We start from the raw sequence: 26,048 nt of genomic DNA, 5'->3' as shown, positions 1-26,048 counted from the left end.
ATCAATAAAATACAACATAAAAAAAGGCGCTTTAAGCGCCTTTTTTGTTTAGAGATAAACTTGATTAGAATTTATCATCAAATTCGTTATGTTGCGGTGCAGGGTGTTTAAAACCTTTAGTTTTATAACCAAGGTATAAAATACCGAACATTGCCCACCACAAACCATATTTCAATGCAGTTTCTTCAATTTCTAACCACATCGCAAAGATACTGATAAAGCCAAGCATTGGGATAACCACGAAGCTAAAAATATCTTTGGCTGTTTTTGTGCGGCCATCACGAAGTGCATAACGTGAAATCACAGATAAGTTCACGAAAGTAAAGGCTGTCAATGCACCAAAACTAATCATCGAAATGACAATATCAAGATTCATAAAGCCCGCAGTTAATGCAACCGCACCTACGATCATGATGTTGTACGATGGTGTGAAGTTTTTCGGACTAATATGACCAAAAATCTTTTTGTTAATGACGCCATCACGACCCATTACATACATCAGACGTGATACGCCAGCATGTGCAGAAATACCTGATGCCATTACTGTCACAATCGCAAAAGTTAACACATAGGATTGGAACAGTGAGCCGCCGACGAGCAAGAGTATCTCTGGCTGTGTTTCAGCAATATTCTTGAAATAGTTACCCGGCTCAGCAGGGAAGAACAGCTGCATGAAGTAGGTACTAATAATGAAGATAATCCCTGCGATTAAAGCAGTTAAGAAAATCGCTTTCGGCAGTGTTTTCTCAGTATCTTTGGTTTCTTCTGCCAATGAACTTAATGAGTCAAAACCAGTGAACGAGAAGCACAGTAATGTTGCACCTGTAATCAGCGCACCCACAGACGTCAGCTCATTCCAAAATGGCTCAAGGCTCCATAATTGGTAGCGTTCTGCCGCAGAAATCGGGCCATCAGCATTGAAGCCCATTTGAAGCTTGCTGTAGACCATCCACGTGAAAATACCAATTACTAATAACTGCACAAGTACAATCAGGCTGTTGAAGTTAGCAACAAAACGCGCGCCGCGTAAGTTAATTCCAGTCATGAATGCCGTTAGCACAATGACCCATACCCAGTGGTTTACTGTTGGAAATAGTGCTTCAAGGTAAATCACTGCAAGAATAATATTCACCATTGGAGATAATAGGTAGTCTAACCAAGAAGACCAACCCACCATGAAACCTACGTTCGGGTGAATAGATTTTTGGGCATAGGTATACGCAGAACCCGAAGAAGGGTAGCGACGGATCATATGACCATAACTAATCGAGGTAAACAGAATTGCAATCAGGGCAATAATGTAAGAAGTCGGCACGTGTCTATGACTTTCTTCAGATACTAAACCAAAAGTATCAAATAGAGTCATTGGTTGGATGTAAGCCAAACCAATAATAATAATGTGCCAGAGTCCAAGCGTTTTTTGCAGTTTAGCTGCCGATTGAGTCCCAGAGATATTTGTCAACGGCGTTATCCTCTTATCGTTGATCAAGGATCAGTCATATTCTAAGGATCGTTTGAGACGAACGATCCCCCCTACGTTTTAAAACAAAAGTGCGCCAATCTACTCCAAATTGGTACATTTTGTCAGTAACTTTGAAATTATTTTTAGCAGAAATTATGCCAGTTTGATTAAAAAATAACTGATATTGTGTTCTGCAAGTGAAAAGCCCGATGTTTAAAAAAACATCAGGCTTAATTTTTCGCTATATTCGCTTATTTTTCAGCAATTACCAAGCTTTTTTTAGAATAGTTTTAAGGTCTTCTAAGCTGGCTTCTTTAGGATTATAAATAATCGATCCATCATTCAGTGCTTTCTCTGCCACTTCATCTAATTGAGCTTCTGTCACCTTGCCAGTTTCACTCAAAGTACGAGGTAATTTGGTCAAACTATACAAGCGGTCACGCATGGCTAAAAGCGTTGAAATGGCTTTTTCAGCGCGGAGGTTGGCCGGCGTTTGGGCATAAATATCAGGGCCAGCCAGTGGTAATAGCAATTCAGCAATCTTATCGCCATTCACTTCTTTGTTGTATTCCAACACATACGGCAAGAATAAATTCATGCATAAGCCGTGGGGCAGGTGAGCGACTGCACCCAGCGCATGACCTAATGAATGCACCAATCCAACCATAGAATTCGAAAATGCAATTCCTGCCATCGTTGAGGCTTGTGCAAGTTCTAAGCGCCCATGCGCATCACTGGTATTATCTAAGACACCAAATAAGCTATTGCTAATTTTCTTGATTGCGGCAGTAGCATAGGCATCTGAAATAGGGTTCGCCGCCATGCACGTATAGGCTTCAATGGCATGCGTCATCGCATCCATCGCTGTCATAGCCGTAAGATGAGGTGGCAAAGTTTGCGTCATACGTGGGTCAAGAATTGCCGCATGAGGCATCAAATAATTCGATGCAAAGGCCATTTTAACATTCTTTTCAGGGTCAGAAACCACAGCGACCATAGTCACTTCTGAACCTGTCCCTGAGGTTGTTGGAATCACAAAAAATGGTTTTAAAGGTTTTGGTAAGTTGTGCGCACCTGAGTATTTCAGTAAGTCATCACCACCTTCAGATACCAAGATGTTGGTTGCTTTAGAGGTATCAATCACTGAACCGCCACCGACGGCAATAATGGCATCACATTGGTTGTCGCGGTAAAGTTGAGCCGCTTTACGTACGGTTTCTAGACTTGAGTCTGGCGGAACATCATCAAAAATATAGCCAATCACCGTCTCGGTACTTTCAAATGCCGCTTCAATCGGTGCAAGTAATTGATTACTGCGAACGCCTTTGTCAGTAATGATCATGGGGCGTTTAGCACCCAAAGTAGACAGTTCGAATGGAATGTGTTCTAAAGCAGCATGGCCAGCAATCACTTTTACAGGACAGAAAAATTCGTAATATGGTTTAGCCATGTGTTATGCGCTCCGTTTTAAATAAGACTGGGCTACTTTTAAATAAATATTTGCAGCACCGCTCAGTTTTTCTTTTAGGCTTAAATGTGTTGGATATTCTTTGACAGCCAATTCAGCCACCAATTTAGGTAAAATTAACGCTTCCATTTTGTTGAGACAACGCACCAGTCGGATGGCATAAGACAAATCACCATCGGCGATCATGCGGTCATTGGCAAAGGCTTGTGCGGTACTTTCTTGAAATGAGAATACCAAAAAGGCATGATTCAAATGCTTAAACGTAATGGTTAAGTCAGGCTTTTGAGTGCCGGGTGTGAGGAGTTTGAGTTGGTGGTCTTCCGTGACTTGCGCGACAAATGCAGCACCATTAGGAAAAACATTCATAGATAAAATAAAATTAACTGGAAATTTAGCAACTTCTTGTTTAATTTCTTCATCGACCTGGCTCGCCATGACCAGACCTCTGCCAATCACATCCATCATGAGTTTGACATAGGCCTGCTGGAGCGCGGGTTTAACGGATTTAGTTGCAATCACGTGTACATCCCTTATCTATAATTATCAATTTAGAGCTTTTACTCTAAATTATTTTATTTGAGAAAGCAAAGTCTTTTATAGTTGTTTGACTGTTACGTCTTTAAAGTAACCACTGTTTTTCAAAGTATCAATGATATCGACGCATAAGTTTTCAAATTTAGGGTAATCCTGTACTAAATCTTGTATACGAACCATTTCTAATCCAGCATAGCCACATGGATTAATGGTATGAAAACCAAATAGATCACAATCGATATTCAGTGCCAAACCGTGATAACTGCGGCCTTTACGAATTTTAAAACCGAGAGAACCAATTTTGCGTTCTGCAACATAAACACCGGGTGCATCAGGCTTGGCATAAGCGTCGATGCCGTACTTTTTCAGCAGTTCGATCATCAAGTTTTCTGCATAGGAAACCAGCGTACGCACGTTCCAACCTAAGCGATTTAAGTCAAACATGAAATAAGCGACCAACTGACCCGGTCCATGCCAAGTGACTTGTCCACCACGGTCTGTTTGTACCACAGGGATGTTACTTTGCACCAAAATATGTTCAGGTTTACCGGCTTGCCCCTGAGTTAATACATCGGGATGTTGCAATATCCACAGCTCATCAGGTGAGTTTTCATCTCGCTGTTCAGTGAGAGTTTTCATCTCTAAAAAGCGGTCTGCATAAGGGGTAAGGTGGTTATATTGACGAATGATTAATTCGGGTTTTTGAACAGTTTCAGTCACGTATTTCGTGTCCTTTTCTATCAAAGTCATGTATGGATTATAATGAATTAGACGTACAAAAGGGGGGGTAAATACTGAATTACTTGAGGGTATTACTATTATACTTAGACATAAAAAAACACGCCCTAAAGCGTGCTTTTTTATTTAAATCAACAGAATTACAGCGCGGTACGAATGTGTTTACAAGCTGCTAAATCCGCATAGACCGCATGTACTTGTTCTAACTCTTCGAAACGTAATTGAGCAGTAATTGAATGATATTTACCTGTACGAGATGGAGTCACAGTCATTTTACTGCCATCAAAATCAGGAAAATGTTTAACAAAAATTTCATTCACTGCAAGGCGAAGTTCTTCACCTGCATTACCAATCAATTTAATAGGGTAGTCCATAGGGAAGACCCAAAGATGCTCTTGCAATTCACGTGAAGGAGCGCGATTAGTCATATCAGTCATGGGACACCTCATTATTTAAAAATACCTGCAATGAGCAGGTATTTGGAATCATTTGCTACATGCTCATAATATGGGGCGGAAAACCCCATATTCAAGCCTGCATTGTCCTAGTTATAGGTTAATCATTCTCAAGGAATGAACGCAAATGCTCTGAACGTGATGGATGACGTAATTTACGTAATGCTTTCGCTTCAATCTGACGAATACGTTCACGTGTTACGTCAAACTGTTTACCCACTTCTTCCAAGGTATGGTCGGTTGGCATATCGATACCGAAACGCATTTTCAAGACTTTCGCTTCACGTTCAGTTAGGTTTTCAAGTACTTCACGTGTAGCTTCTTTCAGACCTTCAGATGTTGCAGCATCAATTGGAGAGGTGATATTACCGTCTTCAATGAAGTCACCAAGATGCGAATCTTCATCATCACCAATTGGTGTTTCCATTGAAATTGGTTCTTTCGCAATTTTAAGCACTTTACGAACTTTCACTTCGTCCATTTCTAAACGTTCACCTAATTCTTCTGGTGTCGGTTCACGACCCATTTCTTGAAGAAGTTGGCGAGATACACGGTTGATCTTGTTAATGGTTTCGATCATGTGTACTGGAATACGAATAGTACGTGCTTGGTCGGCAATCGAACGCGTAATCGCCTGACGAATCCACCAAGTTGCATAAGTAGAGAATTTATAACCACGACGATACTCGAATTTATCCACCGCTTTCATCAAGCCAATGTTACCTTCTTGGATCAAGTCGAGGAATTGCAAACCACGGTTGGTGTATTTTTTCGCAATCGAAATTACCAAACGTAAGTTCGCTTCAACCATTTCCTTTTTCGCACGGCGAGCTTTCGCTTCACCAATCGACATACGTTTAGAAATGTCTTTGATGCCTTTAACATCTAAACCAAGTTCTTTCTCGATGTCAGCGATTTTTTGTTGGAATGCCAGAACGTCAGGGCGGACTTTTTCAAGATAGCCTTTCATTTCTGCAGGTGCTTTAGCAATTTGTTCATCTAACCAAGCAAAGTTAGATTCTTGACCTGGGAAAGACGTACGGAATTGAGTACGGTCCATACGACCACGACGTACTGCATAGCGCATAACTTCACGTTCAGAAGTACGGATTTGGTCATGGGTATTACGAATCAAATCAGAGATGATGTCGAATAAACGTGGTGTGAATTTGAACATCATGAACACAGTTGCAAGTGCTTCAAGTGCAGCAGCAGCTTCTTTACTGTTACGCCCATGTTTTTCAATTGCAGCTTTAGTGACTAACCATGCTTGTTCAAGCTCAGTGAAACGTGCTTTAGCAATTTCAGGATCTGGACCAGATTCGCCTTCAGAATCATCATCACCTTCAGACTCTTCTTCTTCATCGTCATCATCAAGTTTGACATCTTTAGTTGGCTTGTTGGTTGACGCTTCATCTTCATCGATCTCAGAATCATCTTCATCGATCACTTCTGGGATGGCTTCGTCAGATTCTGGATCTAAATAACCAGAAAGAATATCAGCTAAACGGCGTTCACCCGCTTCATAATCTTTATATTCTTGCAATACAACTTCGACTGCATTTGGCCAATAAGCAATAGAATGTAAAACGTCACGAATACCTTCTTCGATACGTTTTGCAATGCTAATTTCGCCTTCACGTGTCAAAAGCTCAACTGTACCCATTTCGCGCATATACATACGCACAGGGTCAGTGGTACGACCGGGTTCATTTTCAACAGATGCAAGTACAGCAGCGGCTTCTTCTTCAGCAACTTCGTCAGTCGCTTCGCTGCCACCTTCAAACATTGTATCGTCAGTTTCTGGTGCACGATCATGTACCGGAATACCCACGTCATTCAACATCTGAATGATGTCTTCAATCTGTTCACTTTCAGTGATTGAGTCCGGGAGATGATCGTTAACCTCGGCGAAAGTTAGGTAACCTTGCTCTTTGCCTCGGCTAATCAGAGCCGCTACTTGAGAAGTAGGGGAAGTCATATCGCTCATCTTTGCTTACTCTTCGTTGAATCTGTGGCAGTAAAAAAACCGTGCATTTTAGCACGATCGTCTCATTAAATCTTGTTAATAGCTGGCTTATCCCATTAGGACGGTACAGCATCAAGCTGTCCAATGAGATATTAAAAATTTAAATTCAGTAATTTAGGTGGGGCTGAAATTGTTGTTTTCAAGTTCATCCCATGCATCGATTATTTTACGAGTCATCTTTGACTGTCATAAAAATGAAGGATGCAGGGTGGATTATATCATGCCACAGGTTTTGGTAAGAAAAAAAGACCTATTTTTAAAGTTTAGTTGTTAAAAAAACAAATAAAACTTGACAATATTTTATATCCCATATAAATAGCGGCTAGACCCCTTCAATTTTTTTCATTATGAGGTAGTTTTGGTGTCTTCTACAGATTTTGAACTAGATGATAACTACGGTGATGATGATGTGAATTTCGATGAGGCCAGTGCAAAAACTAGCGCGAAAGAATCGTTAGAAAAGCGCCGACTTATTGATGACCTTCTGGCTCAGCGCCGTCTTGAACGTGAGCTTAAAGATTTTGATTACGACATCGACGATGACGATGATTTTGATGACGAAGAAGACTAAATAGCGATTTAGCATAGCGCTTGAAAATGCTATGCTTACGCATTAAGTTTCTAACTCTGGATTTGAAATGAGTGCTTTAGATTTAGACCTTTTGAGTGACTATCTAGACGGCGATGACAACGAGCATGGTCTAGATTTTGCAGCGACTCATGGTTTTTTATGTGCAATTGCAGTAGGCCCAGCTTTTGATAAATGGCTAGACGAACTTTTTGATAACAATCAGAAAAAAGTACCTGCTGAAATTATAGCACAAGTAAAAGCATGGCTCGAATCGATTCGTCAGAATCTTGCCAATGAAGATGGTATTGAATTTCCATTTGAAATTGAAGAAGCCGATGTTGAATCAAGTCTTGGTGACTGGAGTGTTGGCTTCGTTGATGCCATGTTCCTAAACGAAGATGCATGGTTCACCGACGAGTTTGAAGAACAATTGGTAGATTTAACTTTGCCAATCATGGTGTTCAGCGGCATTGATGAAGAAGATCCACAAATGGAATCTTTCCGTCGTAATGGTCAGTTGATGGATGAACTTGCAGAAGAAATCCCAACCAATTTGAACGAATTATATTTGATGTATCACACACCAAATTAATTTCGACGAAATTTAAAAAAAGCACCTTGGGGTGCTTTTTTTAGCGCTATACCTTTTCAATTCAAAGTTAGTCTAAAGGCTTAACTACGTTTGGCTTTTAAGAAGCTCTTTGCCATCCATCCAAAAGATAAAGCCAACATGAGATAATGGATGAATAAGGTAAAGCTGATAGCAAGCAGCCAGACCCAAGCGGGTAATTGCGTTAGCGCCATTTGAATAAAGGCTTGGGTTTCAGGGAAGATCAAGAGACAAATGACAGTCGCGACGACACTAATCAGTACGGAAGCTAAAATACAGCTCCAAATCAAAGTTCGCTTTTCTAACTTATTTGGCACTCGCTGATGGTCTTTAACAAAGCTAGATGCTGCAGCAAGACCGCCCACGATGAGACAGGTAATAGATGAACCACCAGGTAAATCAAAGAAAGATTCGATGGCTGCGACAGCAACCATGGCGAGGGCATAAGCAATGCTAAATGTGATGATGTATTTTTTCATTATTCAATGTTCATATTTTCGTTATATAAAGGGAGAGTATAACTTACCCGAAGTTTCTTCACTGAATTTTAAGTTTTAGTGAAGGGTATTGATTCAAATTCTAACGGAATAATTTAAAAAAATTTATAATTTTTTAGCGCAGTAGTCTGCATACCAACCATAGGCAATATGAAATATTGTGCCATGAATGGCGACCAAACAAAGCATAACCACAGCAGTTAGCCCGATGCCTGCATGATCTACAGACTTCATAATGCTTTCGGCATTGGGATTCATTAGCACCAAGAACAGCACAAAAAAGCTACCAATGATGATTGCAACGGCACTGGAGCCCCAAACCAGTTGGATCTTTTCATGGTTGCTAGGCACACGTTGTTCTTTCTTTACAAAATGCCCAACGCTGATTAATGCACATGCCACCAATGTAGGAATTAATGTAATACCACCAAGATTTAATCCAAAAATTAATACGGTAATCAAAAGCACCAAGGCGATGCTATAAACAGCAGCAAAGTGTAGGAGATAGTGTTTCATTTAAGCCCCAAAAACAAAAATTAACGAGGTCGACGTTGATGTCGACGGTACAAAATCCAACTAATAATGATGACTGTGATCAGCATAATCACATGGCCAACTTTACTAAATATTTGCTGCATTAACTGCTGATTTTCACCTAAATAAAAACCCATACAAGCTAAAAAAGTAGTCCAAATAATCGTACCTAAACCACTATAAAACATAAACTTCCAAAATGGCATGCGGCTCATTCCCGCAGGAATACTAATGAGAGAACGCACAGCTGGAATCATTCGTCCGAAAAATACAATGCGGTGACCGTATTGCTCAAACCATGCTAGAGATTTTTTTACATCTGCCGATTTGATAAATAAATACTTTCCATAGCGATCGACGAAGTGAAAGATGGATTCATGCTTAAACTTATAACCAATCCAATATAGCAATGCAGCCGCCAGTAAAGAGCCGACACAACCTGAAATAATGACACCAATGAGGAGTAGTTGACCTTGGGAGGCAGAATAGCCAGCCGAGGGCATGATGATTTCTGAGGGGATTGGGGGGAAGACATTGTCAAGGAACATGAGTAGGGCAATACCGAGATAACCCAATTGTTCCATGATTGAAATGATCCATTCAGTTAAAGTCATGTTAGCTAAGGCAGAGAAAAGGTGTATTTATCCTATGTTGAAAAGCGCAGTGGGTAAAGTTCCGTTTTAAATATTCCTGAAACTACCTAAGTAAAACAACAAATATTGAGTTCATCTTGTATTAAGTAGCACGTAGGATGAATTAGAAGGAAAAGTATGAATAAGTGATGGCATTAAGCAATGCTGAATGATATAAGGTTGAATAATTGAAAGGCTTGGATCATAGTTTTTATAGTATTGAGTGTACGCTGTTCAGTTTGGATTTTATTTAGATTTCGGAGCTTTAGCAGCTTTAAAAATCGTTTTATGTACTGAACAGCGTAGGACAAAGTTGCAATAAGTAGCGTTGCAAGGTGCATAAATTAATCATCATGTTCCATATTTAACAGTGTGTGAATATAGACTTGGCGTAAGCTCAGAGATAAAGCAAATGGAATCACACAAAGTCCAAGAATATTGAGCATAGTGGGTTGTAAGTGCAATGTATAAGCAATAAATAAGGCAAAAATTGCACCAATGCATGTAGCAACACTGACTATCAAAATATGCGATTGTTGGTTAAGGAGGTGTTTTAATTCTCCTACACTTTCTTTTACACGGGGAGCGGGTAAAGCAAGGCGCCTTGAGGTTGCAATTGGAGAGTTGATTAATTTTGGCATAATGCTTTCCTTTTCAATTATCTATAATGATTTTCTCGGATCAATTGATCAGAATAAGCATAAATGCGCGAACTGATTCTCGTAAATAACCAGATATAGTTATTTTGTCAAAAAAATTAAGTCACTGTTGAGAATGCGTAAAAAAAGCCCTAAAAATAGGGCTTTTATTTATATATCGTTACAACAAATTTTCCTTAGAGACGCTTACGTTTTGCTGCCACAATTTGTGATTGACGCATACGGAAGCCTGCTTTTTGCTGTTCTGTAGTTTTGTCGATACAGTATTTGCATGATACGCCGTGTTCGTAGCTCGGAAGTTCAACTTCAGCAGGAGCCAGTGGCCAACCGCATGCGTGACATTTGATATTTTCGCCTTCTTCCATACCGTGAGTGACAGCAGTACGACCGTCAAATACGAAACATTCACCTTCCCACATGCTTTCTTCAACAGGGGTTTCTTCTAAATATTTTAAGATACCGCCTTTAAGGTGATAAACCTCATTAAAGCCTTCTTGAAGTAAAAGTGAGGTTGATTTTTCACAGCGAATACCGCCTGTACAGAACATGGCAATTTTCTTATCTTTATGCTGCTCAAGCTCTTTTTTCACGTATTCAGGGAATTCACGGAAAGTCTCAGTTTTCGGGTCAATCGCACCCTTAAATGTACCTGCTTTGTACTCATAGTCGTTACGTGTATCAATTAGGATTACGTCATCACGTGTAATTAGTTCATTCCATTCTTTAGGATCAAGATAGTGACCGACTAAATCACGTGGTTTCACTTCCACACCTAAAGTCACGATTTCTTTTTTCAGTTTGATCTTCATTTTACGGAATGGTTTATCCGTACTATGCGATTCTTTGTATTCCATCGCATTAAAGCCTTCATTGAGAAGGAATTGATGGATGATATCTACAGATTTACGGTCACCGGCAACAGTACCGTTAATACCTTCACCTGCCACAATTAGAGTACCGCAAAGGTTGATGGTTTTTACCAAGTCTAAAAGACGTTGTTGAAGATCGGCAGGATCTTGAACTTCTTTGAATTGATAAAGTGCGGCAACAACCCAACCAGAGGTCGCTTGCTGTTCTACAGGTGCAAGCTGTTCTACAGTAGCGTTCATGGAGTACTCCAAATGAATAAACAGGATAAAAATTAAGGCGCACATTCTACCGTGATTTGGATGAATAAGCGAGTAAAGCGATGGCTTTTAACCACACATTTGATCATAGCTTCATTTCAGTAGTTTTAGCGTGTATAGTCATGCCGAGTTGTTTTTATCCCATAAATATTGATTGAATGGAGCCGGTTTTGAGTACTGATCGTCGAATTGCCTCGTTAACCCCATGTGCAGGGCGTTGTTCTACGGTATTTGGTGATTCAGTCTGTCGTGGTTGCCGCCGCTTTAACCATGAAGTCATAAAATGGAATACCTATACAGCAGAGCAACACACGGCCATTTGGTGTCGTTTAGATGCACAGTTAGATCAAATTTTAATACCGATGTTGCCGCAAGCAGATATCATCCATGTCGAAGGCTTTGTCTTGTCTAAGCGAGTTCGCTTACGTCCAGATGCAAGCAAAGGCCGTAAACTGTATCACGCACTCAAGCTCTGCGAAAAAAACCGTCATTTCACAGATGAAAGTGGACTCGGGATACATTACAAACAGGTGCGACCGTTGTGGGATGAATTTGAGCGTCGTGTTTTAGCACTCGCCACAGCCAGCTATGATTTGGCATTTTTAAGAGCAGATGCCATTCGCTTGCATTTATTGCAAAACATGGATGAAGAGGACTAAGTCCTCTTTTTTTATTTATGAAATTTATAGTGATGTAAAAAAATAAGTGAAGGAATCTCAGCGTGAATTATTCGGAGTACTTTTTATATTGTGTGGCAGTCATTGTGATGATTGCAACGCCTGGACCTGTGATGCTGTTGGTCGCAAGTGCAGGTTTACAAGGCGGCTATAAAAAGGCATTTCAAACCATTGTCGGGACAAATTTTGCTTCACTGATTTTGATTGTGCTGTCAGTGTGTATTTTAAAAGGCATTTTAAATGTTAATGCGCATTGGCTCGATGGCATCAAAATACTGGGTTGTTTATATATTGCTTATATTGGATTTGATATTTTAAAAGAAGTAACTATACAGCCCACTGCACAATCTCTGCAGTTAAAAGCAGCACAAGGGGGCTTTAAGAAAGGATTGATTGTGGGAATTTCAAATCCTAAGGATATTATTTTTTTCGCATCATTTTTTCCGCAGTTTGTAGGAATTACTCCTCATCTTAATCTGAGTTTAATTGTGTTGACCCTGAGTTGGATCGTTTTAGATTTCGCAACTTTGTCTTTGGTGTATTTGTCTTTTCATCGATTGTCGAAATCACGCTGGTATAAAAAATTGTTGGCACTGTGTGGGCTGATTTTAGTGGTAGTTGCCATCTACGGGATCTATAGCATATTCACGGTTTAATTCTTAACTTGAAATGTGCAGTAAAAAATAAAAAGGCTGATTCAGTCAGCCTTTTTATGAACGTGTAGAGCTTTAATTAATTCGCACTAGAGATTGTGCTGTAAACGATATTGCACAATTTCTTCAATGGTGAGTACAGTCAAATGATGGGTTTGTGCATACGCTAAAACTTGTACGCCATTGGCCATTGTGCCGTCTGGGTTGGTTAATTCACACAAAACACCTGCAGGTTTTAAACCGGCCAGACGTGCCAAATCAATAGTCCCTTCAGTATGTCCACGACGGGTCAATACGCCGCCTTCACGCGCACGTAAAGGAAAAACATGACCCGGACGGTTTAAGTCACTAGCCACAGCACCATCTTTAATTGCGGCTTTGACTGTAGTTGTTCGGTCGTTTGCTGAAACGCCAGTAGTAACACCTTCCGCAGCTTCAATGGTGACAGTAAAGGCAGTTTTAAAATGGCTAGAGTTATCAGACACCATGGGTGGAAGTTCTAAATGATTGGCTTGAGCATCGGTTAAACACAGGCAGACAATTCCTGAACCGTCACGAATCATACGTGCCATGGTTTCTACAGTGAGTGTTTCTGCAGCAACAATCAGGTCGGCTTCATTTTCACGGTCAAAATCGTCCATGACTAAAACAGGCTTGCCTTGACGAATGTCTTCTAAGGCTTGCAGCATGCGCTGTTCTGCAGGTGGAAGGGCAGAAAAGAAAATTTCGGGTTGAATTAAACTAGACATTGAAACGCTCGCGTAAATTTTAGATACGGTTGAACATTTCAGGACATGTGAAATAGTGGCGTTACGATATATATTGAAAATGATCAATGATATAGAGATGTGACGTCGTCTTCTTTCATCCGGACTATACCGTCGGCTCAGGTATTGCACCTGATCTGCGAATCGCGTTTAAACGATTGGCTCGTGGGCTTTTTTCAGGGCTTTCAACCCAGCAAATTTACCACCGGTGGGGAATTTCACCCCGCCCTGAAGCGATGTGTCTTTAGTATAGACCTGTTTGAGTGATGATGGGGGGATTATTGCTTAGAATCATTTGCAAAATTTTAGATAAGTAAAGTTATAAGATTGGATTTGTAAGCATTTATATAAAGTGTGTCAAAGCATGCTATCGTGCCGATAAATCAACCATGATTGCATAATGATAAAAAATGACCGTTCCTCAGCATTCTCAGCAGCAGAATATAAAGCTGCATCGTTCACAGTTAGATCAAGAGTTTTCAACAGATCTGTTTCAAGATGTACAGGTTATTCGGTATCTGCAAGTGATTGGTGTTGCACTGATAGCTGCCAGTTTCGTGTATTTGATCGCGGCAAACTGGTTGATGTTGCCAAAATTCATTCAATTGGCAATTCCAATGTTGCTGTTGCTACTGAGTGCTGTGACGAGTGTATATTTTGCAAGGCATGCTTGGATTCAGCAAAGTTTAGATGCTTTAAGTGCTTTGTTGCTCGGATTGAGTTTGGCTGTGATTGGACAGGTCTATCAAACAGGTGCAGACAGTTATCTGTTATTTTTAGTCTGGGCTTTGCTGCTTTTACCTTGGTTATATCGACCGAATATCGGAGTCTTTGCGTTACTGTGTTTGATCAGTCAATTGGCATTATTTTTATATTTTAAACAAAGCTATTTAATCGTTGATCATTCTTGGGGGTATTTACTCTGTATGAATGTATTGACGGCAATTTGTGTGACCTATTGTTTGAAATATTATGCTGCACTGCGCTTAGTATTTATTGCATTTATTACACTAATGTCGATGTATTGCATGTTTTTATACTGTGGAAATGGGGTAGATCAGTATCAATGGCAATATTTAATTTTTGCCTTGTTGCTTCCAATTTATCTGATTATCTATTTTTATCGACAACAGCGTGCATTAGAAACCAGTTTACAAACTGCGGGTCTTGCCGCGAGTTTCAGTATTTTGATTTTCCAATGGGCAGAACATATTTTATCTGACTCGAGTGCAGGATTGTTGGTTTTTGCTTTGCTGATATTTGCTTGGTTTGCGGTGATCAGTTGGGCACTGATGAAATTTCTGCCACAGACTAAATTTGCGGTTATTCCTTTAGCGATTGGGGCATGGTTGGCAGGAATTATTTTATCGAGCTTATTGCTGACCTATTGGAAGGCGTTTTCGATCGTCATGGGCTTAGTTTTTGTAGCTGTGGCTTGGTGGTTGATTCGACGAGCTAAAAGTATCTTTAGTCGCCAATTTGCTTACTGCTTATGGGTATGTGGCCAATCTGCGGTCTTCATTCATACAGAGAGCTTAACCAATAGCATTTCGTTTATTTTAGTGTTGCAAATTGGCGTTATATTGCTCTGTTTGTTTAGTCGAATGCATTGGTTTATTGTTTTTATTCAACTCATTGCAGGATACGGCCTTGCAGTGGCCACACTATTTGATGCCGATCTTTTTATGAGCAATGAACATGTCATCTTAGCTGTGATTGGATTGAATTATATTCTACTGATTTTCTTGCTCGGGAATGCAACAGCTTGGTTGCACTCGATGTATCGAAAAAGCATTGTGTTGTGGATGTTATGCATCGTATTGGTGGGTGTGGTGTTGCAGACGTTGTCAAATAACATTCTACAGTTTGAACAGACCCAAAATGGTGTTCTTGACCTGTTTGTCGGTTACCTGCTGCCTGTGGTTTGGCTTGGCCTTTACATCGCAAATCAGAAAAAACAGGCGGGGAGCGAAAAATGGCTTTTACTGCTATTGGGCCTTGTACTGATTGCGATGGGTTATTTTGAAATTTTCTTGCTATTGGTTTTATTGGCATGGGCGCAGGTCTATCAGCAATCTTTGGTTAAAGCCCTGAGCATCGTGTTGATCATTTTTAGCTTATGGATGCTGTATTACAATTTAGGTCTGAGTTTTTTATTAAAAAGTTTAACGATTTTGATCTCTGGTCTTTTGCTGCTTGGCATTACCAAGATGTTATCTGCGATACAGCTTAAACAAGGGGGAGGAGCATGATGAACATACTCAATAAAAAAATACTTCCTATTGGTTTGGCTGTACTCAGTATTCTTTTATTTGTGCTGATGATTGCACGTCATGAATGGCATTTGGCAAACAGTCAGAGTATTTATGTAAAGTTGCAACCTGTCGATCCTCGCTCTTTGATTCAAGGGGATTATATGGCCTTGAATTATCAGCTCTATTTTGGGGGTCAGTCATCAAAAGAGCAATCTGCCAATGGGCAGGCTGCCAAAGCGAACACAGAAGAAAATGTACACCGTGACTATTTTGTCGATCAAAAAAGTATTGTGAGTTATGTGCAGCTTGATGCACAGCGTAGGGTGATTCGAACCAGTTTCAACCCAGAGTTGTTAGCGCAGTATCCAAGCTCATCCACAAAACTGGTGCTCAAAAATCCTGACAATAGATTTGAGGGTTTATATCCCGCTGCGAGCAGCTTTTTATTTGCTGAAGGCTTGGAGTCGTGCTATCGCGATGCGCAATATGCAGAGCTAAAGGTACAAGAAAATGGTCAGCCTTTGTTGGTGGGTTTGGTCGGAGAGCATTTACAGCCCTTTGATTGTAAACAAAACCAAGCATGGTGGAAGGGCCCGAGAGCAGGGGAGATAAGTTGAGCTGTTGAGTTGTATGTAGTGATATGCGTCTAATACTGAATTTTTGCAGTCAATAATGCATAGTTCAGCCATAAAAAAGCCCGCAAATTTTGCGGGCTTTTTAGAATCTTTAAATGCTTGAATTAAGCAACTTGAACTGGAATACAGTTCGCTGTGTGGTTCACAGTGTTGTTTGGGTTCGCATAGACTAAACGTGGCTTATGTGCATTTGCTTCAGCTTCTGTGAAATCGCCAAAAGTTGCGATAATCATCAAGTCGCCAATATCTGCTTGGTGAGCAGCACCGCCATTTACAGAGATAATGCCAGAACCTTCTTCACCACGAATGGCATAAGTGGTAAAACGCTTACCATTAGTCACGTTCCACATATGAATTTCTTCATATTCACGGATACCGGCTAAATCTAGAAGAATACCGTCAATTGCACAAGAACCTTCATAGTGTAATTCTGCTTGTGTAACGACGCAACGGTGGATTTTAGCTTTTAATAAACGAGATAGCATGGCTAGCGTCTCCTTGGTAGACCTAAGATCGTATCTTATGGTGGAACAATCTCTTGAATGCTGGGTCAGCAGTCAAATGCAAGCGCATTTTGCTCTGAAATCATTCAGATGGCAATAAGTATTGTTCAACAATTTGTGGAATTGTCAGTTCTATTTGTAAGCGTTGATCTGGTTCATGGCTTGCTGAATCTCACCACTTACCAACAATTTAGTACGTGATAAGGCATGTGCAATAGCATCATCCATTAAGCCTTGTTCACTACTTGGTGCTTTACCTAAGACATGGCCTGAGACACGTTCTTTAGAACCAGGGTGACCAATACCAATACGTAAACGATGGAAATTTGGACCAATATGCGGGACGATATCGCGTAAACCATTATGGCCACCATGACCACCGCCAGTTTTCAGGCGAATGACACCAGGGTTCATATCAAGTTCATCGTGTGCGATAAGCATTGCTTCGGGAGCAATTTGATAGAATTTGGCGAAGGGAACAACACTTTGACCAGAGAGGTTCATAAAGGTTGTAGGTAACAGCAGACGAACGTCTTGACCTTCGATATTACCACGACCACTGATGCCTTTATATTTAGGATCAGCTTTGAGTTGGATGCCATATTGTTCTGCAAGGCGTTCTACGAACCAGAAGCCTGCATTATGGCGGGTTTGGGCATACTCAGAACCTGGGTTACCCAAACCAACAATCAGTGAAAGTTTACTCACTCATTTACACCATTTAACACTTATGCGCGTTTGAAGTCAGCGTGCATAGGAGTGTTTTTAGCTGGGTGACGTTGTAAAGCTTGGATTTTAACGCTTTCAGCTTTACCGTCAATGTTGATTTCAACAACTTCTTCAAAGAATGCGTTGTTTTCTAAAGCTTTAACAAGTTCGCGAAGTTCCAAAGTAACTGCTACAGGTTCAGCTGCACCACCGTAGATGATTGCTGGTACTTTATTTTGAAGACGAAGGCGGCGGCTCGAACCTTTCCCTTGTACTGCTTCTTCACGTGCTACTGCATTTAATACGAAGTTTGCCATGATAGACATTCCTATTTAAGTTTAATTGACTAGACCTTCGACCAGTCTAGTGATAGAAAGCCCCACCAAAAGGCAGGGCTTTTAAATTTAGCGCTATATTATAGATAAGAATCGAACATTGCGCTAATAGATTCTTCGTTGTTAATACGACGAATTGTTTCAGCAACCATACTTGCAACTGAAACTTGGCGAATCTTACCAAGAGCTTGAGCTTCTTCTGAAAGCGGAATAGTGTCTGTTACAACCAATTCGTCAATCACAGAGTTTTTCAAGTTTTCTAAAGCTTTACCAGAAAGTACAGGGTGAGTTGCGTAAGCAACAACTTTGCGAGCACCAAAAGTTTTTAGTGCGTCAGCAGCTTTACACAATGTACCTGCTGTATCCACCATATCATCAACGATGACACAGTCACGGCCTTTAACGTCACCGATCAAGTGCATTACTTGAGATTCATTCGCTTTTTGACGGCGTTTGTCGATGATCGCAAGATCGATATCACCCATTTGCTTAGCTACAGCACGCGCACGTACTACACCACCAACGTCAGGAGAAACAACCATTAAGTTGTCGTGTGACTGTTGACGAAGATCTGCTAAAAGTGCAGGAGTACCGTAGATGTTGTCTACAGGAATATCGAAGAAACCTTGGATTTGGTCAGCATGAAGGTCGATCATGACAACGCGGTCAATACCAACAGTTGTGAGCATATCTGCAACAACTTTTGCTGTAATTGGCACGCGGCTTGAACGTGGACGACGGTCTTGACGAGCATAACCAAAATAAGGAATGACAGCAGTGATACGACCAGCACTTGCTCGACGCAAAGCATCAGCCATAACTAAGATTTCCATAAGGTTATCGTTAGTTGGAGCACAAGTTGGTTGTACGATGAATACGTCTTTACCACGAACATTTTCAGTAATTTCGACAGCGATTTCACCGTCAGAAAATTGACCTACAGATGCAGCACCTAGAGGGATGTGAAGGTGGCTAACGACTTTTTGGGCGAATTGTGGATGTGCAGATCCACTAAAAACGACAAGATTGGGCATGAAGCACCCTTGGCGGTTGGCAAATTGGAGAATTAGATGGCAGGGGCGGCTGGATTCGAACCAACGGATGCCGAGATCAAAACCCGGTGCCTTACCACTTGGCGACGCCCCTAATGCGGCAGAACTTTAATATTTTTACAGTATTTTGTCAAGTTGAAACAACAAAGATACTGCAAATTATGCTCTGTCTTTTTTGAAGTAAATGGCAGGGGCGGCTGGATTCGAACCAACGGATGCCGAGATCAAAACCCGGTGCCTTACCACTTGGCGACGCCCCTAAATTGATGAAATAGCGAATAAAGTAAATGGCAGGGGCGGCTGGATTCGAACCAACGGATGCCGAGATCAAAACCCGGTGCCTTACCACTTGGCGACGCCCCTAATACTTTACAGCAATTACATCTACAGGTGAAAAATGATGGCAGGGGCGGCTGGATTCGAACCAACGGATGCCGAGATCAAAACCCGGTGCCTTACCACTTGGCGACGCCCCTATATCAAACTTCAAAATGACGTAATGGTGATTCTTGCAAACTGCGAACCAAGTAAGATTTACATGGTGCATTTTTCAATATGTCATCAATATTCATATTTTCAGTCACTTCAGTAAATACACAAGCACCTGTACCTGTAAGCTTTGCTGTACCGAACTGATCTAAGTACCGCATTGCTTCATCGACTTCGGGATATAAGCTTCGTGCCACAGGCTCAAAGTTATTTCCAAAATCAGATGGCGTTTCCTGATAGCCGCAAAATTTAGTGGGCTTTGAGTCTCTTGTCAACGTTTTTTGTGAAAAAAGCAGTTGAGTGCTGATAAAACAGTCAGGTTTTAACACAATGTACTGTTTTTGAGCTAAATCTATGAATGTTAAGTGTTCACCGATGCCTTCTGCCCATGCATTTAGACCATGTACAAACACGGGAACATCTGCCCCAAGTTGTAATCCGAGTTCTGCAAGTTGTTCGGTATTTAGACCACATTTCCATAGTTGATTGAGCACGATTAGGGTGGTGGCTGCATTGGATGAACCACCGCCGAGCCCTGCACCCATCGGAATATTTTTTTCAATGTGGATTTTTTGTGCAGTTAGTGCTTTAGCAAACGGTTTGAGTATTTGAGCAGCACGATAAATTAAATTTTGCTCTAGATTGACGCTGTTTAAGCCCTCAATTTGAATAAAATCTTCATCAGCTGAATTTGCGCGTGGATGAAATTCCATCCAATCAGATAAATCGATGAGCTGAAAAATCGTTTGTAATTCGTGATATCCATTCGGACGTCGGCCAGTAATGTGCAAAAACAAATTGAGTTTTGCAGGAGAAGGTACACGAATCATGGAAGTCATAGCTCAGCTTTTAGGCAAATTAACGATTTTGAATCACCATTGTAATACGGTTTTCCTGACCGGATTCAAGTGCTTGTTTTAAAATTAACTTGTTCGGTACCGTTTCAGTTTCATTATAACTCAGGTCAACCGTCCAACCATCTTCAATAATCTGTTGTGGACGCTGCGCAGTATCGCGTTGAATTTTTGCTTGTGTGGTTGCAGGGCGCGCCTGTACCCAGTCGACGAGGTGGGTAATGGGAGCTTGCCAACCCGTAGCACGTTCGAGTAATTCTTCTGGTGTTGCTGCTTCAATCAAACCGGTTTTTGCACTATTAAGTTGAACTTGACCGGGTTTACCGCTGATTTGAGTTTTTCCAACACCTAATATGCCACTCAGTTCGATATCATATTCATTGCGGTCTTGAACCCAAGTAAAAAAAGCACTTCCTGACTGTTGTGGCGTGCGCACACCAATCTTACCTTGTAAGTTGAATTGATTTGCAGCGACTTCTTCAGGGCTGGGTTGATCGGGTGTTTTAACATATTGCTGACAACCGGTAAAAAATAAAGCGCAGCAGGTCAGGGCAGATACCCCAAATTTTGAAGATACTTGCATAAAGTCTTTCTAACTCTTTTTCATGGGTTGGGGTAACAATAACGAATGTAGTTGCTCTAATTGCGGATCATTCGGATGTTTTTGTTGGAGTTGTTGTAACAACGCGTCAAATTTATTCATATCACCTTGCATGAAGACTGATCGTGCATAGCGAATGCCAATTTTTAAACTATTACTCAGTTCATACGCTTTGGCCAAAACAGATGCAGATGTACTAAAATCATTTTGCAAATAACAAATATAACCGAACGTATCTAAAATTGAGGCCTGCTCAGGAGCATATTCTAAGGCATGTTCGACGTATTTTCGGGCTTCATCTAAGCGTCTATTTTGTACCGCCAAGGTATAGGCATATGCATTTAAATAGGTCGGGCTATTGGGTTCAATTTCAAGTAATTGTTTTAGTAATTGGTCGAGTCTATCTTTATCTTGATGGGCGTCGAGCAGTAGAACTTCGGCATAAATGAGCTCAGGATCTTCGGGCAAGTTTTTTACCGCTTCATCAAGCAAACGGACTGCTGCTTTTTTATTGTTCATGCGTTTTAAAATATCTGCCTGAGCAAGATATAAGAAACTGGCATGTTGAGGATAATTAACCCGCTCTTGGGTTAAAAAGCGCAGTGCATCATGCAGCTTATTTTGCTGGCTAAAAATGCTGATCATATTGCGCCGTGAAACTGTATAAAGACTGCCATCAACAAGGCGATAATAGGCTTTTGCCGTTTCATAATGCTGTTTGCGTTCAGCATTTACTGCGAGATAGTAATACGCTTCATTTTGGTATTTGCTCGAATAACGTAACTCCACCAAATACTTTTCGGCTTTTTCATAAAGCTCTAAGTCAATACTGGTCAAACCTGCCATAAATAGCGGTTCTTCAGCAGATGGCCATTTCTTTAGTATATCTTCGAGTTTTTTTAGACCTAATTCTGACTGATTGATTTTAATTAAATATTTTGCTTCTGCTAAGCGAACTTCCATATTGTTGCGGTGTTTACGGCTTGATTTTTCGAACCATTTTAAGGTTTCTTCTTCATCACCTAACGACATAAGTAAATTGGCTTTCATTAAGATATAACCAGTCACTTTCGGGCGTTTTTTCAGTGCTAAATTAATGGTGTCTAAGGCATCAGCAAAGGCACCATTTTGAGCTTGTAAACCTGCGACTAAGACCAAAATAGAAGGGTTGGTTTTTTCCTTGCTAGCGGTCAGTGCTTGAATCAGATAAGCGCGATCTTCCTCTGATTCAGGGGAAATACCCGCTAAAATTTGTTCTAAATCTGCATTTGGGTCAATGGTTAAAATTTTATCAAGTGTTTCGGCGGCAAGCTCATATTCATGGGCTTTCAAAGCAATATGTGATAAATAAAATAATGCTGGTACATCTTCAGGTTCTTGCACAACCCAATGTGTAGCAATATCTAAGGCTGCTTGTAAATCATTTTGCTCAATAGCAACGTTTAAAGCACGCTGTTTGACCATGGTGGATTTGCTTTTGATTGCAAGCACGGTGTAATTATGAAGCGCGGTTGGGATGTCGTTATAAGCTAAGGCAAATTCTGCAATCATACTTTGTTTAATTGCATCATATCCTGAATTTGCATGGTAAACTTCTCCCACGGCCCGAATTGGGGCAGTAGAAGCCATGCTACCAACAAGTAAGAATGTGGTAGAATACTGCTTTATTGTCTGGCCGTTCAGTCGGCTATTTGTTAGACGCAATTTTTCTTGATCCAAGTAATGCTTTTTATGACGCCGATAATGCACAATAGCATAAATTTAGCGAAATGATGATCTGATATGTCTTTCTTTGCATTGGGTGTCAACCATCAAACCGCCTCTGTAGAACTGCGCGAACAGATTGCATTTAACCCTGAAAAGTTAACAGCGCTGCTTGAACAGCAAAGCCATGCACCTGAACTCAATGACATGGTGGTGGTATCTACATGTAATCGTACTGAAGTCTATGCGATGTCTGAAAATGCAGACATGGTATTGAATTGGCTTGCCCAATCAAATGGTATTGATGTAAAGCAATTGTCAAATCATGTGTATCGTTATGAAAATGCACAGGCGGTGACACACCTCATGCGTGTGGCTAGCGGCTTGGATTCGCTCATGCTTGGTGAGCCTCAAATCTTAGGTCAAGTTAAAACGGCTTTGTCCTTAGCCAAAGATGCCGAAACTGTCTCCCCAAATTTAAACCGTATTTTTGAATATGCCTTTTATGCGGCAAAACGAGTGCGTTCTGAAACAGCGGTAGGAAGTCATGCGGTGTCGATGGGCTATGCCGTTGCTCAGCTAGCTTTACAGGTTTTTAGTCAGCCTGAAAAATTGACGGTCATGATTGTTGCTGCTGGTGAAATGAATAGCTTGGTTGCAAAGCATTTGGCCGAAATGGGTGTGGGTAGAATTATTATCTGTAACCGTACACGTGCCCGTGCCGAAGCTTTATCCCAAGAGATTGCTCATCGTGTAGAAGTTGAAATTATTGATTTTGCAGATTTGGCAGACAATCTACATCGAGCAGATGTAATTTCAAGTTGTACCGGAAGCTTGCATCAAGTGATTTATTTTGCGGATGTTAAAGCAGCACTGAAAAAACGTCGTTATAAACAGATGCTGTTGGTTGATTTGGCTGTACCACGAGATATTGAAGCCAAAGTCGAAAGTTTAGATGGCGTTTATTTATATGGTGTAGATGACCTGCAAACTGTCATTGAAGAAAATTTGGCTCAGCGTCGTCAGGCGGCAGTTGAAGCCGAAGTGATGGTCAATCAGCTTGCGACAGATTTAATCACACAGCAAAAAGTGAATTTGGCTGGCTCGACAATTCATGCATACCGTGAACATGGGGAGTCATTGCGTCAAGAAGAACTGGCTTTAGCCCTGAATCGTCTACAAAAGGGCGAAGATGCTGCGAAGATTATGCAAGAAATGTCGCATCGTTTAACCCAAAAACTATTGCATCCGACCTCTATCGTGCTGCGCAATGCTGCGATGGCGGAAGATCCCGCTTATTTTGAAATGATAGAACAAGATTTAGTTAATGTGGCTGAAAATCGCCGTAAACCAAAGAAATAAATAAAGCTATTCATTGAATAACGGTCATTCACAGCTTGAATTTGAAGTTAAAACTTAATCTTCAAGGAGCGTGAGCGATCTTTTTTTATCAATATCATAAATACGTTGTTTTAAATTACGCATTTCTGCAAGGCTAGAAAACTTATTCGACTTGATCTTGAGTTGTAAGAATTGATATTGCAATTTTGTCGATAAATCTGCCGCAAGTTTATCTGCTTGTTCAGGTGAAGACGTATAATCGCTGATATTGGCATGCTCTAAAATATGTTGTAATTCATGATGATGTGCTGCACAAGCACCGAGTACATAATAGGTGGATAACTCTGGATCATCAGGCAATTCATCAAAAATCACATTGAAAATATTTAACACATGATAAAGCAAGAGATCTTGTGAAACTAAGGCGCGTAAAGGCTCAAAATGAATGTAAAGATAAGGATGATTGATCAAAATCGCAATCACATATTCTTCAGCATCAATTTTTGTACTAAAGCTCAATGATGCATCATTATTGACTTGAGGCTGCCACTTTCGGCTAAACCCTAATTTTTCACGGAAATATTGTTGTAGCAAATAACGATATGAACCACCTTTCGGCAACAGTTCAGTGAGCTGTCTGAGTTCACCCATCACCTGACTTTTACCCTCAGGTGAACTGACATCATGATTTTGCGTTAAATGTGCAAAAACAAATTCAGAAAGAAGCGGTGAGGTGTGCAGTAACCGTCGAAAATTTTCAATACCTTCACGACGGATCAATGAATCTGGGTCGTGGTCATTCGGCAAAACAAAGAATTTAAGTTCACGACCATCATTCAGCAGTGGGAGGGCAATTTCGAGCGTACGTCGAGCTGCTTTTTGACCTGCGGCATCTCCATCAAATGCAATGGTAATACGGCTATTTTGCTTAAATAAAATGTTTAAATGTTCAGTATTACTGGCAGTCCCTAAAGTCGCTACAGCGCCATGAATGCCATATTGCTGTAGGGCAATCACATCCATATAACCTTCGACCATTAACCAATCTTGGGCTTTTTGTTTACGGCCTTCATACAAACCATAAAGTAACTGGTTTTTATGGAAAACTTCAGAGTCTGGGGAGTTGATGTATTTCGGTTTGATTTCATCATTTAGGGCACGACCACCAAAACCGACCACACGACCTTTCGCATCTCGAATCGGGAAAATCACCCGCTCGCGCAGTAGGTCAAAGTCACGACCACTGTCACTGGTTCGAATCAAACCGAGAAGTTTGAGTCCTTCGATATCTTGTGGAAAGGCTTTTTCCAGATGTTGCCAATCTTCGGGAGCATAGCCTAAACGCCAATAGGCAATGGTGTCTGCACTGAGACCCCGTTGTTTAAAATAAGCTTGCCCAATTGGACTGAGCGGCAGTTGTTGCTCATAAAACTGTGCGACATTTTCCAGCAAGTCATATAAGTTTCCATCTTGCGGCACATCTTCAAAAGCATTTGCAACTTGGTCAAAGTGAGCAAATGGATCGTTCCCATAAAAGGCGTCTTCGTTGTTTTGAAACTCAGTAAATGGGTCGTGTTCGAAATTTACTGCAGCAGGATTTATGTCGGTTTCGCCTGTTTTGGGCGGCAGAGCTTTTGCTTCGATTGGAGGTTTTTGTACAGGTTTGGGTTTAGATTCGCGTTTATATTTGAGTTTATTGGAATCGTTATTGTCTTTCGGTAGTTCAATACCCGTTTGGCTTGATAAATCCTTCATTACTTCGATGAAGTTACGGCTACCAATATCCATTAAAAAACGGATGGCATTACCATTGGCCTGACAACCAAAGCAGTGAAAATATTGTTTATCACGATAGACATGGAAAGATGGCGATTTTTCCTGATGGAATGGGCAGCATCCTGAGTAGGTGCGTCCAGTCTTTTTCAATTTCACAAATTGACCAATCACATCGACAATATCGGTGCGATCTAAAATTTGATCAATTGTATGTTGAGGAATGGCCATGCTGTTTTATCTGTCTATCTATTGAATTTGGGTAGTTCGTGAAATATGTTGAAATCAGCAATGCTGTAAGTTCAGGTGGAGATGCAGTACAGCATCGTCCATCGAACTATTGTATACCTTTTAATCTAACCGAATCTGTAGATCCTGAAAAGAT

27 protein-coding genes, 4 tRNA genes and 1 riboswitch are annotated in these 26,048 nt (G+C 40.8%); of the genes, 7 read left to right on the top strand and 24 right to left on the bottom strand.

The window, feature by feature from the left end; genetic code table 11:
• Positions 1 to 64: 64 nt before the first annotated feature.
• From FTT99_RS02535 to rpoD, 6 genes are all read right to left on the bottom strand, one after another.
• Positions 65 to 1,462 (bottom strand): APC family permease, encoded by a 1,398-nt coding sequence (locus FTT99_RS02535; protein WP_111885298.1) that lies wholly within the window; start codon positions 1,460 to 1,462, stop codon positions 65 to 67.
• Between the two features lie 265 nt (positions 1,463 to 1,727).
• Entirely contained in the window at positions 1,728 to 2,912 is a 1,185-nt protein-coding gene (locus tag FTT99_RS02530; RefSeq protein WP_078191377.1) for an iron-containing alcohol dehydrogenase, read from the bottom strand.
• Between the two features lie 3 nt (positions 2,913 to 2,915).
• Complete coding sequence (locus FTT99_RS02525; RefSeq protein WP_180011534.1) at positions 2,916 to 3,449, bottom strand: hypothetical protein; 534 nt, start codon at positions 3,447 to 3,449, stop codon at positions 2,916 to 2,918.
• 75 nt (positions 3,450 to 3,524) lie between these two features.
• On the bottom strand, positions 3,525 to 4,184 hold the full coding sequence (lipB, locus tag FTT99_RS02520; protein WP_180183115.1) for a lipoyl(octanoyl) transferase LipB: 660 nt from the start codon (positions 4,182 to 4,184) through the stop codon (positions 3,525 to 3,527).
• 158 nt (positions 4,185 to 4,342) lie between these two features.
• A complete protein-coding gene (locus tag FTT99_RS02515; RefSeq protein WP_078191448.1) occupies positions 4,343 to 4,630 on the bottom strand; it encodes a YbeD family protein in 288 nt (95 codons plus the stop codon).
• 127 nt (positions 4,631 to 4,757) lie between these two features.
• On the bottom strand, positions 4,758 to 6,647 hold the full coding sequence (rpoD, locus tag FTT99_RS02510; protein ID WP_078192191.1) for an RNA polymerase sigma factor RpoD: 1,890 nt from the start codon (positions 6,645 to 6,647) through the stop codon (positions 4,758 to 4,760).
• 400 nt (positions 6,648 to 7,047) lie between these two features.
• Here rpoD and FTT99_RS02505 point away from each other — a divergent pair, with 400 nt between their 5' ends.
• Both FTT99_RS02505 and FTT99_RS02500 read left to right on the top strand, forming a co-directional pair.
• Complete coding sequence (locus FTT99_RS02505) at positions 7,048 to 7,257, top strand: PA3496 family putative envelope integrity protein (protein WP_078191373.1); 210 nt, start codon at positions 7,048 to 7,050, stop codon at positions 7,255 to 7,257.
• A gap of 67 nt (positions 7,258 to 7,324) precedes the next feature.
• Complete coding sequence (locus FTT99_RS02500; RefSeq protein ID WP_078191372.1) at positions 7,325 to 7,849, top strand: YecA family protein; 525 nt, start codon at positions 7,325 to 7,327, stop codon at positions 7,847 to 7,849.
• A gap of 80 nt (positions 7,850 to 7,929) precedes the next feature.
• Here the strand turns inward: FTT99_RS02500 and FTT99_RS02495 are convergent, their stop codons facing one another.
• The 5 genes from FTT99_RS02495 to FTT99_RS02475 all read right to left on the bottom strand — a co-directional run bounded on the left by FTT99_RS02495 (position 7,930) and on the right by FTT99_RS02475 (position 11,298).
• The gene (locus FTT99_RS02495; RefSeq protein WP_180089143.1) at positions 7,930 to 8,346 is read right to left on the bottom strand and encodes an ABZJ_00895 family protein; all 417 of its coding nucleotides are present in this window, start codon (positions 8,344 to 8,346) and stop codon (positions 7,930 to 7,932) included.
• Positions 8,347 to 8,469: 123 nt separating this feature from the next.
• Positions 8,470 to 8,880: an ABZJ_00895 family protein gene (locus FTT99_RS02490; protein WP_111885304.1), complete on the bottom strand. Its 411-nt coding sequence runs from the start codon at positions 8,878 to 8,880 to the stop codon at positions 8,470 to 8,472.
• 20 nt (positions 8,881 to 8,900) lie between these two features.
• A complete protein-coding gene (locus FTT99_RS02485; protein ID WP_180129216.1) occupies positions 8,901 to 9,512 on the bottom strand; it encodes a DedA family protein in 612 nt (203 codons plus the stop codon).
• A gap of 362 nt (positions 9,513 to 9,874) precedes the next feature.
• Entirely contained in the window at positions 9,875 to 10,171 is a 297-nt protein-coding gene (locus FTT99_RS02480) for a hypothetical protein (RefSeq protein WP_180023226.1), read from the bottom strand.
• A gap of 194 nt (positions 10,172 to 10,365) precedes the next feature.
• Positions 10,366 to 11,298, bottom strand: a complete 933-nt coding sequence (locus FTT99_RS02475) for a rhodanese-related sulfurtransferase (protein ID WP_111885306.1) — start codon at positions 11,296 to 11,298, stop codon at positions 10,366 to 10,368.
• Positions 11,299 to 11,486: 188 nt separating this feature from the next.
• On the opposite strand from FTT99_RS02475, the gene FTT99_RS02470 reads away from it, so the two are divergent.
• Positions 11,487 to 11,975: a DUF1289 domain-containing protein gene (locus FTT99_RS02470; RefSeq protein ID WP_168378110.1), complete on the top strand. Its 489-nt coding sequence runs from the start codon at positions 11,487 to 11,489 to the stop codon at positions 11,973 to 11,975.
• Positions 11,976 to 12,037: 62 nt separating this feature from the next.
• The gene (locus tag FTT99_RS02465; RefSeq protein WP_078192184.1) at positions 12,038 to 12,649 is read left to right on the top strand and encodes a LysE family translocator; all 612 of its coding nucleotides are present in this window, start codon (positions 12,038 to 12,040) and stop codon (positions 12,647 to 12,649) included.
• 86 nt (positions 12,650 to 12,735) lie between these two features.
• On the opposite strand, the gene ribB is transcribed toward FTT99_RS02465, so the two are convergent.
• Positions 12,736 to 13,395, bottom strand: coding sequence for a 3,4-dihydroxy-2-butanone-4-phosphate synthase (ribB, locus tag FTT99_RS02460; protein ID WP_180129217.1), 660 nt, complete (start codon positions 13,393 to 13,395; stop codon positions 12,736 to 12,738).
• A gap of 103 nt (positions 13,396 to 13,498) precedes the next feature.
• Positions 13,499 to 13,652: riboswitch (FMN riboswitch) on the bottom strand.
• A 171-nt stretch (positions 13,653 to 13,823) separates the two neighbouring features.
• Between ribB and FTT99_RS02455 the strand changes: the two genes are divergently transcribed.
• Positions 13,824 to 15,665 carry a DUF2157 domain-containing protein gene (locus tag FTT99_RS02455; RefSeq protein WP_180129219.1) on the top strand — a complete coding sequence of 614 codons (1,842 nt, stop codon included), beginning with the start codon at positions 13,824 to 13,826 and terminating at the stop codon, positions 15,663 to 15,665.
• A complete protein-coding gene (locus FTT99_RS02450; protein ID WP_257229235.1) occupies positions 15,662 to 16,285 on the top strand; it encodes a GDYXXLXY domain-containing protein in 624 nt (207 codons plus the stop codon). The genes FTT99_RS02455 and FTT99_RS02450 overlap by 4 nt, the downstream gene beginning before the upstream one ends.
• Before the next feature lie 122 nt (positions 16,286 to 16,407).
• Here the strand turns inward: FTT99_RS02450 and panD are convergent, their stop codons facing one another.
• The 11 genes from panD to FTT99_RS02395 form a co-directional block, all read right to left on the bottom strand.
• On the bottom strand, positions 16,408 to 16,788 hold the full coding sequence (panD, locus tag FTT99_RS02445) for an aspartate 1-decarboxylase (RefSeq protein WP_078192181.1): 381 nt from the start codon (positions 16,786 to 16,788) through the stop codon (positions 16,408 to 16,410).
• A 150-nt stretch (positions 16,789 to 16,938) separates the two neighbouring features.
• Positions 16,939 to 17,514 (bottom strand): aminoacyl-tRNA hydrolase, encoded by a 576-nt coding sequence (pth, locus tag FTT99_RS02440; RefSeq protein WP_168378106.1) that lies wholly within the window; start codon positions 17,512 to 17,514, stop codon positions 16,939 to 16,941.
• A gap of 20 nt (positions 17,515 to 17,534) precedes the next feature.
• Positions 17,535 to 17,831 carry a 50S ribosomal protein L25 gene (gene rplY / locus FTT99_RS02435; RefSeq protein WP_078192179.1) on the bottom strand — a complete coding sequence of 99 codons (297 nt, stop codon included), beginning with the start codon at positions 17,829 to 17,831 and terminating at the stop codon, positions 17,535 to 17,537.
• Positions 17,832 to 17,929: 98 nt separating this feature from the next.
• The gene (locus FTT99_RS02430) at positions 17,930 to 18,883 is read right to left on the bottom strand and encodes a ribose-phosphate pyrophosphokinase (protein ID WP_078191360.1); all 954 of its coding nucleotides are present in this window, start codon (positions 18,881 to 18,883) and stop codon (positions 17,930 to 17,932) included.
• A gap of 37 nt (positions 18,884 to 18,920) precedes the next feature.
• Positions 18,921 to 18,995 (bottom strand) — tRNA-Gln (locus FTT99_RS02425).
• Between the two features lie 91 nt (positions 18,996 to 19,086).
• A tRNA-Gln gene (locus FTT99_RS02420) sits at positions 19,087 to 19,161 on the bottom strand.
• Between the two features lie 28 nt (positions 19,162 to 19,189).
• Positions 19,190 to 19,264: transfer RNA gene (locus tag FTT99_RS02415), tRNA-Gln, on the bottom strand.
• Positions 19,265 to 19,302: 38 nt separating this feature from the next.
• Positions 19,303 to 19,377 (bottom strand) — tRNA-Gln (locus FTT99_RS02410).
• 3 nt (positions 19,378 to 19,380) lie between these two features.
• Positions 19,381 to 20,220, bottom strand: coding sequence for a 4-(cytidine 5'-diphospho)-2-C-methyl-D-erythritol kinase (gene ispE, locus FTT99_RS02405; RefSeq protein WP_180129246.1), 840 nt, complete (start codon positions 20,218 to 20,220; stop codon positions 19,381 to 19,383).
• Between the two features lie 28 nt (positions 20,221 to 20,248).
• Entirely contained in the window at positions 20,249 to 20,827 is a 579-nt protein-coding gene (gene lolB / locus FTT99_RS02400; RefSeq protein ID WP_180129221.1) for a lipoprotein insertase outer membrane protein LolB, read from the bottom strand.
• 9 nt (positions 20,828 to 20,836) lie between these two features.
• Positions 20,837 to 22,549: a hypothetical protein gene (locus tag FTT99_RS02395; RefSeq protein WP_180129222.1), complete on the bottom strand. Its 1,713-nt coding sequence runs from the start codon at positions 22,547 to 22,549 to the stop codon at positions 20,837 to 20,839.
• A gap of 78 nt (positions 22,550 to 22,627) precedes the next feature.
• On the opposite strand from FTT99_RS02395, the gene hemA reads away from it, so the two are divergent.
• Positions 22,628 to 23,911: a glutamyl-tRNA reductase gene (gene hemA / locus FTT99_RS02390; RefSeq protein WP_180039557.1), complete on the top strand. Its 1,284-nt coding sequence runs from the start codon at positions 22,628 to 22,630 to the stop codon at positions 23,909 to 23,911.
• A gap of 54 nt (positions 23,912 to 23,965) precedes the next feature.
• Here hemA and FTT99_RS02385 read toward each other — a convergent pair whose 3' ends face one another.
• Positions 23,966 to 25,894: a DNA primase gene (locus tag FTT99_RS02385; protein WP_180129224.1), complete on the bottom strand. Its 1,929-nt coding sequence runs from the start codon at positions 25,892 to 25,894 to the stop codon at positions 23,966 to 23,968.
• Positions 25,895 to 26,048: the final 154 nt, after the last annotated feature.

The organism is Acinetobacter sp. YH12040, from assembly GCF_013420005.1.
Classification (GTDB): domain Bacteria; phylum Pseudomonadota; class Gammaproteobacteria; order Pseudomonadales; family Moraxellaceae; genus Acinetobacter; species Acinetobacter amyesii.
The sequence above is the reverse complement of the archived record's forward strand: the minus strand, read 5'-3'. Positions and strand labels throughout refer to the sequence as shown.

Excerpts from the sequence above, each read along its gene's own strand:
- FTT99_RS02450 (WP_257229235.1), top strand. The coding sequence starts at position 15,662 with ATGATGAACATACTCAATAAAAAAATACTTCCTATTGGTTTGGCTGTA.
- panD (WP_078192181.1), bottom strand. The coding sequence starts at position 16,788 with ATGCTATCTCGTTTATTAAAAGCTAAAATCCACCGTTGCGTCGTTACA.
- FTT99_RS02455 (WP_180129219.1), top strand. The coding sequence starts at position 13,824 with ATGACCGTTCCTCAGCATTCTCAGCAGCAGAATATAAAGCTGCATCGT.
- FTT99_RS02495 (WP_180089143.1), bottom strand. The coding sequence starts at position 8,346 with ATGAAAAAATACATCATCACATTTAGCATTGCTTATGCCCTCGCCATG.
- FTT99_RS02485 (WP_180129216.1), bottom strand. The coding sequence starts at position 9,512 with ATGACTTTAACTGAATGGATCATTTCAATCATGGAACAATTGGGTTAT.
- hemA (WP_180039557.1), top strand. The coding sequence starts at position 22,628 with ATGTCTTTCTTTGCATTGGGTGTCAACCATCAAACCGCCTCTGTAGAA.
- rplY (WP_078192179.1), bottom strand. The coding sequence starts at position 17,831 with ATGGCAAACTTCGTATTAAATGCAGTAGCACGTGAAGAAGCAGTACAA.
- FTT99_RS02490 (WP_111885304.1), bottom strand. The coding sequence starts at position 8,880 with ATGAAACACTATCTCCTACACTTTGCTGCTGTTTATAGCATCGCCTTG.
- FTT99_RS02480 (WP_180023226.1), bottom strand. The coding sequence starts at position 10,171 with ATGCCAAAATTAATCAACTCTCCAATTGCAACCTCAAGGCGCCTTGCT.
- ribB (WP_180129217.1), bottom strand. The coding sequence starts at position 13,395 with ATGTCTAGTTTAATTCAACCCGAAATTTTCTTTTCTGCCCTTCCACCT.
- FTT99_RS02530 (WP_078191377.1), bottom strand. The coding sequence starts at position 2,912 with ATGGCTAAACCATATTACGAATTTTTCTGTCCTGTAAAAGTGATTGCT.
- FTT99_RS02500 (WP_078191372.1), top strand. The coding sequence starts at position 7,325 with ATGAGTGCTTTAGATTTAGACCTTTTGAGTGACTATCTAGACGGCGAT.
- FTT99_RS02515 (WP_078191448.1), bottom strand. The coding sequence starts at position 4,630 with ATGACTAATCGCGCTCCTTCACGTGAATTGCAAGAGCATCTTTGGGTC.
- FTT99_RS02385 (WP_180129224.1), bottom strand. The coding sequence starts at position 25,894 with ATGGCCATTCCTCAACATACAATTGATCAAATTTTAGATCGCACCGAT.
- lolB (WP_180129221.1), bottom strand. The coding sequence starts at position 20,827 with ATGCAAGTATCTTCAAAATTTGGGGTATCTGCCCTGACCTGCTGCGCT.
- rpoD (WP_078192191.1), bottom strand. The coding sequence starts at position 6,647 with ATGAGCGATATGACTTCCCCTACTTCTCAAGTAGCGGCTCTGATTAGC.
- FTT99_RS02475 (WP_111885306.1), bottom strand. The coding sequence starts at position 11,298 with ATGAACGCTACTGTAGAACAGCTTGCACCTGTAGAACAGCAAGCGACC.
- ispE (WP_180129246.1), bottom strand. The coding sequence starts at position 20,220 with ATGATTCGTGTACCTTCTCCTGCAAAACTCAATTTGTTTTTGCACATT.
- FTT99_RS02430 (WP_078191360.1), bottom strand. The coding sequence starts at position 18,883 with ATGCCCAATCTTGTCGTTTTTAGTGGATCTGCACATCCACAATTCGCC.